This is a genomic window from Campylobacter sp. 2018MI01 (genome assembly GCF_018501205.1).
Lineage (GTDB): Bacteria > Campylobacterota > Campylobacteria > Campylobacterales > Campylobacteraceae > Campylobacter_E.
Map to the genome: position 1 here is coordinate 1 of NZ_JAHCZE010000154.1, position 454 is coordinate 454.

1 protein-coding gene is annotated in these 454 nt (G+C 52.9%); it reads left to right on the forward strand.

Going from position 1 to position 454, the window contains the following annotated elements; all coding sequences use genetic code 11:
- The coding region (locus KJQ97_RS09445; RefSeq protein WP_214120698.1) for a S1 RNA-binding domain-containing protein at positions 1-454 on the forward strand (454 nt) is incomplete at both ends.

The following is a 454-nucleotide window of genomic DNA, read 5'->3' on the forward strand; positions in this document are numbered from 1 at the left end:
GTCTGGAAGCATACGCCACCTGGACTTCGCCGATCCGTAAATATGGCGACATGATCAACCACCGTCTGCTGAAAGCGGTTATCAAAGGCGAAACTGCGACGCGTCCACAGGATGAAATCACTGTCCAAATGGCCGAGCGTCGCCGTCTCAACCGGATGGCAGAACGTGATGTTGGCGACTGGTTATACGCACGCTTCCTGAAAGACAAAGCCGGGACCGACACCCGTTTCGCGGCGGAAATTGTCGATATCAGCCGTGGCGGCATGCGTGTTCGTTTGGTTGATAACGGCGCTATCGCCTTTATTCCAGCACCTTTCTTACACGCTGTGCGCGATGAACTGGTTTGCAGCCAGGAAAACGGCACTGTACAAATTAAAGGTGAAACGGCTTACAAAGTGACTGACGTTATTGACGTCACCATTGCCGAAGTCCGCATGGAAACCCGCAGCATTAT